Below are 2,222 nucleotides of genomic sequence, written 5' to 3'. Positions count from 1 at the left end.
CAATACAAACATCGAATAAATATTCTATTTAACTTTTAAATATACATTATTAGGGGGAAGAAAGATGAAGAAGTTATTATCAATATCATTTGCACTTATTTTAATTGTAAGTATGTTCAGTGCTTGTAGTAATGGGGAAGAAAAGACGAAGAGTGAGAATAAAAAAGTACTCGTTATGGGGACTTCAGCAGACTATAAACCGTATGAATACGTGGAAGCATCAAAAAGTGATGAAATTATCGGTTTTGATGTTGATATTGCAAAATATATCGGAAAAGAACTTGGGTATGAAGTGAAAGTGAAAGATATGGATTTTGGCGGATTATTAGCATCTCTTAGCTCAGGAAAAGTTGATTTCGTTATGGCAGGTATGACACCAACTGCAGAGCGTAAAAATAATGCTGATTTCACAGATATTTATTTTGTTGCTAAAAATATGATTGTTTCAAAAAAGGGCTCTAATATTAAATCATTAGAAGATTTAAAAGGTAAAAAAGTAGGAGTACAAACAGGATCAATCCAAGAAGAAAAAGCAGAAGAATTTAAAAAACAAGTCGATTTCAAAACTGAGGGACGTGACCGTATACCAGAAATCGTACAAGAAATTAAAGCTGGTCGTTTTGACGCTGCAATTATAGAAGACACAGTTGCAAAAAATTATTTAGAAAAAATGAAAGAACTACAAGGAATTGAAATTCAAGAAGCACCAGAAGAAGTAGGTGCAGCAATTGCTCTTCCGAAAAACAGTGATAAAACAGAAGAATTTAATAAAGTAATTAAGAAAATGCAAGAAAATGGAGAAATGGATAAATTAGTGAAGAAATGGTTTGGCAGCGGAAAATAAGCTGCCTTTCACTTTTCTGTGAGGGGAATGAAAAGGATGAATCTAGATTTTTCGGCAATTACGCCTTCAATACCATATATATTAAAGGGATTAGAAGTTACATTGAAAATTGTAGCTGCATCAGCTGTGGTAGGATTTATTTTAGGAACGCTATTAGCGCTTTGCAAAATTGCTAGAATACGAGTATTAAATATTGCAGCAGATATTTATACGTCAATATTTCGTGGCACACCGCTTGTATTGCAATTAATGATTATTTATTTCGGTGTTCCGCAAATGATTGGATATGAGATACCAGCCTTTTTAGCAGCTGTACTTGCATTTAGCTTAAACTCAGGTGCATATATGTCAGAAGTGATTCGTGCCGGCATTCAAGCAGTCGATAAAGGGCAAACAGAAGCAGCAATGGCTTTAGGTATTCCGTACAGTAAAATGATGAGAAATATTATTTTTCCTCAAGCTTTAAAAAATATATTACCAGCGCTTGTGAATGAGTTTGCGACACTTACGAAAGAGTCGGCTGTAGTAACTGTAATAGGAGCGACTGATTTAATGCGCCGTGCTTATATTGTAGGCGGTGAAACATTTAAATATCTTGAGCCATTACTGTTTGTTGGACTTATTTATTATATATTAGTAATTATTCTTACATTAATCGGGAAGGCAATTGAAGGGAGAATGAAGAAAAGTGATTAAAATTGACAACCTTCATAAATCATTTGGAAAAAATGAAGTATTAAAAGGAATTACAACAACGATTGAAAAAGGAGAAGTTGTTGCAATTATCGGACCGTCTGGATCTGGAAAGTCAACATTTTTACGCTGTATGAATGTACTAGAAGCAGCGACAGCTGGTCACATTTGGATTGGAACGGAAGAAGTAACGAATCCGAAGACAAATATTATGCACGTTCGTGAAAATGTCGGAATGGTATTTCAACATTTTCACTTATTCCCTCATATGACTGTATTAGAAAATATTACGTATGCTCCTATCAATGTAAAAGGAGTAACGAAGCAAGAGGCTGAAAAAAAAGCTGAGAAACTTTTAGAAAAAGTGGGGTTATTAGATAAGAAAGATGCATATCCAAATCGCCTTTCAGGTGGACAAAAGCAGCGTGTAGCAATTGCAAGAGCGTTAGCGATGGAACCGGAAGTTATGTTGTTTGATGAACCGACCTCTGCGTTAGATCCAGAAATGGTGAAAGAAGTGTTAGAAGTTATGAAATCATTAGTTACGACAGGAATGACGATGGCAATCGTTACACATGAAATGGGATTTGCAAAAGAAGTAGCAGACCGTGTTCTCTTTTTAGATGGTGGAAAGCTCGTAGAAGATAGTAATCCGGAAGAGTTTTTTACAGCACCAAAAAGTGAC

3 protein-coding genes are annotated in these 2,222 nt (G+C 35.0%); all 3 read left to right on the top strand.

The annotated features are described in order from the left end of the window. Positions 1-64: 64 nt before the first annotated feature. The gene (locus AC1DTM_RS23470) at positions 65-844 is read left to right on the top strand and encodes a transporter substrate-binding domain-containing protein (RefSeq protein ID WP_002111717.1); all 780 of its coding nucleotides are present in this window, start codon (positions 65-67) and stop codon (positions 842-844) included. A 36-nt stretch (positions 845-880) separates the two neighbouring features. After that, positions 881-1,540: an amino acid ABC transporter permease gene (locus AC1DTM_RS23465; RefSeq protein WP_002111716.1), complete on the top strand. Its 660-nt coding sequence runs from the start codon at positions 881-883 to the stop codon at positions 1,538-1,540. Beyond that, positions 1,533-2,222: amino acid ABC transporter ATP-binding protein (locus AC1DTM_RS23460; protein ID WP_477001011.1), on the top strand; the 690-nt coding region annotated here is incomplete at its 3' end. The genes AC1DTM_RS23465 and AC1DTM_RS23460, both read left to right, overlap by 8 nt.

This window comes from Bacillus sp. P4_D3, from assembly GCF_056401855.1.
The sequence above is the reverse complement of the archived record's forward strand: the minus strand, read 5'-3'. Positions and strand labels throughout refer to the sequence as shown.

What these genes read in the sequence shown, in the direction of transcription:
- AC1DTM_RS23470 (WP_002111717.1), top strand. Translation starts at nt 65, where the DNA reads ATGAAGAAGTTATTATCAATATCATTTGCACTTATTTTAATTGTAAGT.
- AC1DTM_RS23465 (WP_002111716.1), top strand. Translation starts at nt 881, where the DNA reads ATGAATCTAGATTTTTCGGCAATTACGCCTTCAATACCATATATATTA.